General features: G+C 71.7%; 5 protein-coding genes. 3 read left to right on the forward strand and 2 right to left on the reverse strand.

Annotated features, from left to right (window positions below; genetic code table 11):
- Positions 1-45: 45 nt before the first annotated feature.
- Positions 46-3,303 (reverse strand): S8 family peptidase, encoded by a 3,258-nt coding sequence (locus tag HCN56_RS22465; protein WP_167973999.1) that lies wholly within the window; start codon positions 3,301-3,303, stop codon positions 46-48.
- Positions 3,304-3,585: 282 nt separating this feature from the next.
- On the opposite strand from HCN56_RS22465, the gene HCN56_RS22470 reads away from it, so the two are divergent.
- Positions 3,586-3,780 carry a DUF4177 domain-containing protein gene (locus HCN56_RS22470; RefSeq protein ID WP_167974001.1) on the forward strand — a complete coding sequence of 65 codons (195 nt, stop codon included), beginning with the start codon at positions 3,586-3,588 and terminating at the stop codon, positions 3,778-3,780.
- A 119-nt stretch (positions 3,781-3,899) separates the two neighbouring features.
- Here the strand turns inward: HCN56_RS22470 and HCN56_RS22475 are convergent, their stop codons facing one another.
- A complete protein-coding gene (locus tag HCN56_RS22475; protein WP_167974003.1) occupies positions 3,900-4,625 on the reverse strand; it encodes a hypothetical protein in 726 nt (241 codons plus the stop codon).
- Between the two features lie 337 nt (positions 4,626-4,962).
- Between HCN56_RS22475 and HCN56_RS22480 the strand changes: the two genes are divergently transcribed.
- A complete protein-coding gene (locus HCN56_RS22480) occupies positions 4,963-5,622 on the forward strand; it encodes a hypothetical protein (RefSeq protein WP_167974005.1) in 660 nt (219 codons plus the stop codon).
- Positions 5,623-5,816: 194 nt separating this feature from the next.
- Positions 5,817-6,215, forward strand: coding sequence for a hypothetical protein (locus tag HCN56_RS22485; RefSeq protein WP_167974007.1), 399 nt, complete (start codon positions 5,817-5,819; stop codon positions 6,213-6,215).
- Positions 6,216-6,374: the final 159 nt, after the last annotated feature.

The following is a 6,374-nucleotide window of genomic DNA, read 5'->3' on the forward strand; positions in this document are numbered from 1 at the left end:
GTCCCGGCCGGCCGGCGGGGTGCGCGGCCGGCCGGGACCCGCCCGTCAACGCGTCCGGTAGGCGTGCACGATCGTCTGGACCGTGCGGTCGCCCCGGGCGTCGACAGCCGTGGCCCGCAACGACAGCGAGCCCCCGGCGGCCGGGTTGTCGACCGCGACGGAGTCGACGTCACCGGCCCCGTCGTGCACCGTGACCCAGCTCGCGCCGCCGTCGACCGAGCTCTCCACCGTCAACGACACCGCCTCGCCCCCGTGCAGCGCCAGCGGCAGCGGGAACCCGCGGACGTCGGCCGGCGCGGTGTTGTCCAACGCCAACTCGGGGCGGAACCGCACCAGCGGCGGGCCGTCGATCGGCTCGAACTCGTCCGTCGTCGCCGAGGTGAACGTCATGTCGAGCGTGACCTCCGTCGACACGTCGGTGTACCCCGCCCCGGTGCGGGAGGCGGTGGAGACGACCCGGTAGTCACCCTCGCCCGCCGGCAGCCCGACCGCCACCTCCGGCAGCGGCAGCGGCACCTCCCGCAGCAGCTCGCCGTCCCGGAGGATTCGCGTGCTCCCCGAATCCGCGTCCGCCCAGCCCGTCGCGGCGGCGCCCGGCGCGAACAGCGACAGGTCCGAGTGGAGGACGTTGCCCTCCCGCCACAGCGGAGCCGCCGAGTAGGCCGCAGGCCCGAAGACCCCGACGTTGAGGAGGCGTTGGTGATCCTGCCCCGCGTCGAACCGTTCCAACGCCGTGCTCGACCCCTGGACGGCCCACCCGTCGGCGCCGTCCTCGGAAGCGCTCAACGACCAGGCCGCCGTGTCCTGCAGCAGCATCTCCGCGCTGCCGGGCACCGGCAGGAAGGCGCCGAGGCCCAGCCCGAACCGTTCCGGTGCCGCGCCCGCCCAGCCGGTGGCCCCCTCCTGCCGGGACCCGACCTCGACGTCGACACGCGCCATCTCCGCCACGGAAGGCCGGTTGACCAGGCCGGTCGGGAAGGCGCCCTCGACCCGGCGGTGGCCGTGGTACTGCACGTCCCCGTCCCCGAGATGGAAGGAGGCCAAGGAGACGCCGAACCCGGCGTCCTCCGGGGTCTCACCGACAGCCAGCGAGTGCACCCCCTCCGGCTGCGCCCCGAAGAACCACGCCCACTGGCTCAGCCCCGGGGACTCGTAGCGGGCCGCCAACTCCTGCAGCTCCGCGTCGGGGTCGGGCGCGGCGAACTCCAACTCGGCCGTCTCCCGCAGATCCACCGTCAGCACGGTGGGCCCGTCCAGGTCGAGCACGGGCGCCAGGGCCCAGTCCGTGCGGGTCTCCTCCGGGCCGGCGTCCCAGGGCCCGCCGGCGAGCACCTCGACCAGGGCGCGCCCCACCGGGAGGCGACCGTGGACCGCGCCGTCCTCGGTGAGGGTGTTGAAGCCGTCCGTCTCCCCGAGCACGAAGACCCGCGCCCCGTCCAGCGGTTCGCCGTCCCGACCGATCACCTCGACGGTGAGGTCGGCCATCTCGGGCTCCAGCGACAGCGACCCCGCCGCGCGAACCTGCAGCGTGCCGCTGGTGGCGGTGACGACCACACCGTGATGGCCGGCAGCGCTCTCGCCGACCGCTGCCGGTTCCGCCACCACCTCCACGGTCGCGGTGCCGCCGGCCGGAACGCTCACGCTCTCCGCGCCGAGCGAGAACGCCCCCTCGGCCGCTGCCCCGACGTCGGGGGAGGTGACGGTCAGCGCCAGGTCGAGCGTCACGTCCGCGTCGCCGCTGTTCCGGTAGGTCACCTCGCGGGTCGCCGGCGCCGCGTCGGCGTACGGGTACGCCACGGCGTCGAAGTCCAGGGAGCCGGGAACGACGGTCACCGTCTGCTCCAGCGCCCGCGCCACGTCCACCCGGCCGGTGCCGGTCTGCTGCGGGGTCGCGTCGATCCCCGCCGACGAGGACACCAGCGCCGCCTTGAGCTGCTCCCCGGTCCACCCCGGGTTCTGCTGCAGCAGCAGCGCGGCGGCGCCCGCCACCACCGGTGTCGCCATCGACGTGCCGGACAGGCCCATGTAGCCGTCGGCCACCGGCGTCGCCACCAGTTCCAGCGTGCTGCCCGGCGATGCCGCCGAAGCGATCTCCACCCCCGGCGCGGTCAGGTCGGGCTTCAGCCGGCCGTCACCCGCCACGGGGCCGACCGACGAGAAACCCGCCATCGAGTCCCGGTGATCGACCGCCCCGACCGTCAGCGCCGCCCCGGCGATGCCGGGCGACTCCACGCTCCCGGCGCCCGGACCGGTGTTGCCCGCCGCCACGACGAAGAGGGTGCCGTGCTCCTCCGACATGCGGTCGACCGCGTCCACCAGCGGGTCGTGACCCGGCCAGACAGCCGCCCCCAGGCTCATGTTGACGATTTGGGCGCCCTGGTCGACCGCCCACTCCATGCCCTCGATGATCCAGGAGTCGAACCCGTCGCCGTACGCGTCCAGGACCCGAGCGTCCAGCAGCTCCGCCCCCGGCGCCACCCCGCGGTGAACGCCGTCCGACCGTGCCCCCGAACCCGCCGCCGTGGAGGCGACGTGCGTCCCGTGGCCGTGCAGGTCCGCGTGGTCCTCGTCGTCGGTGAAGTCGGCGGCCGCCCTCACCCGGCCCGTGAAGTCACCGTGGTCGGCGGCGATGCCGGTGTCCAGGACGGCGATCGTGACGCCCGTCCCGTCGTACCCGGCCTCGTGCGCGATGTCGGCGCCCACCTGCTCGACAGCCGTGTCCAACGACGCCTGGCGCACCCGATCCAGTGAGACCGTGCGGACACCGGGAGCGGACGACAGCCGCGCGGCGTCCCCGTCGACCGGTTCGGTCAGGGTCTGCCACAGCGTGGGGGCGCTCTCCTCCGTCACGGTCAGCGCGTCCGCCTCCACCACGTCCAGCCGTGCCCGGAGTTCGACGCCGTCACCGCCCCGGACCTCCCGCTCGACCGAGCGGGAACCGTCCTCGTAGCCGACGATCAGCGGGATGCCCGCGAACGAGGAGTAGGCCTTGCGCGACAACTCGGTGACGTCGAACAGCGCGAGGTCGACCGTGCCGGCCTCGATGAGCGGAGCCGCGTCGTACGGCACGACCAGCGTCGACCCGTCCCGCTCCGAGACCCGCACGGGTATGTGCTCGCGGCCCTCGCCGCGCACCAGACCCGAGACGGCCCCCGTGGCGTCCAGCAGCACCCGGTCGCCGGTGATCAGCGTCAGTGAGCCGCCACCGCCACCGGTGCTCTCCGGGTGGTGGGGCGGCTCGGCCGCCGCACCACCGAGGCCGGCGGTCAACGCCAGCACCACCCCGGTCGCCACCACCGCCACCCGTGCACGTCTGCTTGGTTTCCTCAACGGTCCTCCAGGGCCGATCCGGCAGGGCCCGGCAGGCCGTCCGGCCGCCGGGCGCCCCGGAACCTAGCCGCGGGAGTGCAGCGGCGGGATCGGTTGGCCGCTTACCGGCCACAGTTGCCGCGCCACGCCGACCAGCGTCCTTGACCGTGCCCCGGGGGCACGGTGTGGGCTACGGGGTGTGTCCCCGCCTCGCCCGGCGGGGCAGGCCCCGGGGCGCGGGAGTCTGGCTCGCAGCACCGCCGAAAGGAACCGCTGATGACGACCCGCTGGGAGCACAAGGTGCTCACCTACAAGCTCGGTTGGAAGGCCTTCGACTACGCGCAGATCGAGAGCGATCTGACCGCGCTGGGCGCCGAGGGGTGGGAGGCGGTCGGCACCCTCGCGCCCAGCTTCGGAGCGGGCCAGGCCATCGAGATCGCCGTCATCGCCAAGCGGCCCGCCCGCGACTGACGGGCCGCGCGTGCTCGGGCGGCGGCCGACCGCGGGAGACCGGCGGCGCCATCCGCCACCCGAGCCGACCGCGTCCGGCGGGAGGGGGAGGGGAGGGGAGGGGAGGAGGTGCGGCGGGCTCAGAGGAAGTTGTTCGGCCAGATCATCGTCCGCCACATGTGTGCCACCGCTGAACCGTCGAAGCCCAGCCCCTGCACAGGCTGCCGGAAGTGGCGCCCGACCACGTCCTCGAACTCCCCGAACTCCACCTCGACGTCAGGATCGAACGTATAGACGTCGTTGACCGTGACCATGCGGGCCGACATGTACCAGCGGTGACGACGCGCCTCGCGGTACGCCGCCCGCGTGTGCGCCGGCGGCCGGTACTCCGCACCGAAGAACCCCTCGTACGCCTGCGGGTAGCCGTACCCCACGCTGTCGTCGGGAAAGAACCGCAGCACCTCGTGCTGCCGGATCGCCCAGGAGACCTCCTCGTCCACGTACGGCTCCACCAGTTGGGCGCCCCAGTGCCCGTGCTGGCTCCGCAGCAGCCCCGCCACCGAGATGTCGTGCAAGAGGCAGGCGAGCACCACCTTCTCGCCCATGCCCTGCTCGCGCGCCCGCCGAGCGCTCTGGAACATGTGCCGGACCGTGAACGGGTCCAGCGCCAAACGGAGACGGAAGTAGTCCGCGAGCGTGGGCCGCTCGGGCATCCGCGGCAGGTCGGCGTTGTCGCCCATCATGAAGACCTCGTCCGGTTTCAGCGCGGCCAGCACCTGATCACCGGAAAGGTGCTCCTTGGTGCCGAGAGTCGCGGCAGCGGGAGCGCAGATGACGCGGGAGTAGTTGTTCTGGCCGTGCGGCACCGGGGAGGGCCCTTCTGCGTGGTGAGACGGTCGAGACGAGCGCTCGACCCGCACATCAGAGCAGCTCCGACCGCCCTCGCCGCGCCGCTCTCACTCGCGTGGGGGAGCGCACGCCGGGGGCGCTTGGAACCCTGCGCCAGGCTTTGCGCAGAGCCCGGTGCCAGTCCCGCGCTGCAATCGCCGGAACCGCTGGGCACGCGATCCCGTCCTCACAGGGGCGTGCCCTGCCGGCCGCCCGCTCCTCGGGGTGTCCGGGACATGACGTATCGTGACCCGTATTTCTCTGTTCGAACGCTTCCGAGGGGTTTCTGACATGCGGCGCCGAATCTCTGCCTCTGTGATCGCGGCCGTGCTGGCGACCGGCCTGCTCGCCACCGCCTGCGGCGGGAGCGACGACTCCAGTGACGACCCGCTGCCCGGTGCCGACACGGGCTCCTCGGCTTCGCCGGATCCCACGGAGGGCGAGGGCGAGGGCGACGAGGCGGACGACGAGACGGGCGAGGACGAACTCCCCGAGGACGGTATCGACCGTCCGGAGATCAACCTGCCGGACGACGTGAACAACGTCTTCGAGGAGGTCGACACCGACGACCCGGTCGAACTCGCCGTCCTCGCCGACCAGGAGCACGCCATCAACGCGGTGGACGAGGCCATCACCAGCGGCGACACCAAGGTGCCTTCCCTGCCCTTCTATCAGGCCGATATGGCTCTGCTTGAGAGCGTCGAAGTCATTTCCAGCATGCATGACGACAAGCTCTCCTTCGGGGGGATCACGCGCTACTACAACCGTTCTCTGGAGATGCAGTCGGAGACTGCTGCGGTCAGCAGCTACTGCCGGGACACCTCGGAGTCCTATCTGATCGATCTGGAGACAGGCGAAAAGGAACCGGACGGCGGCACGACTCACTTCACCTCCCGGCAGCAGGTGAACGACGCGGGAGTCTGGCAGACCGTGACACTGGAGGCCAGGGATGGGGAGGGACGATGCGAGCGGTGACTACGTTGCTGGTTACGTCTTTTCTGCTGGTGGTTTTTGTGTCGCCCGCAGCTGCCAGCGACAAGGGGCGAGATAGTCGAGACACCGAGTTTCGCGGTGGCAGTGAAGGTTCCACGCTGAGGGCCGAGGCCGGTTCTGATGCCGGTGTCGGCGGTGTCGTATTCGATCCGCCGCATTCGGGTGCTGGTGGGTCGTTGTCCGGGCGGAAGTCGAACTGGTCGCGCCCGCCTTGCTATTACGCGCCTCGGTGGTCGGCGTCGGAGTTCAAGGAGTGGTGGGACGGTTACGCCAAGGACCAGGCGTACAAGACCGACCCGGACAACGCCTCGGCGATCGTCGACTCGCACGATGAGACCTACGGCGAGGACAGCCAGTACGAGGACCACAACATCGGGCGGGAGGACGAGGGTGCCTGGTGGACGGTGCACTCGAACCCGAACCACCCCGACGGCTCGACCGTGAGCTGTGAGTCGCAGATCTTTTGGGTGGACCACGACGACACCCCGCCGCCGCACCCCAACTCCCCGACGCCGGAGATGTTGGCGGAGCTGGCGTATGCCGAGGTGGAGATCCCGGATGTCCGTGCCGATTGAGTCCGGCGGCGGACGCGCAGAAGGTGAATCTGGCGACGTGGGTGTGGATGGACGCGTCCGACCTGGCGCCGGTGTCGGTGACTGCGTCGATCAGTGGCTATTCGCAGCTGTCGGCGACGGTGACCGCGACCCCGTCCCGCGTGGAGCTCGATCCGGGAA

The organism is Streptomyces lonarensis (genome assembly GCF_012033735.1).
Classification (GTDB): domain Bacteria; phylum Actinomycetota; class Actinomycetes; order Streptomycetales; family Streptomycetaceae; genus Streptomyces; species Streptomyces lonarensis.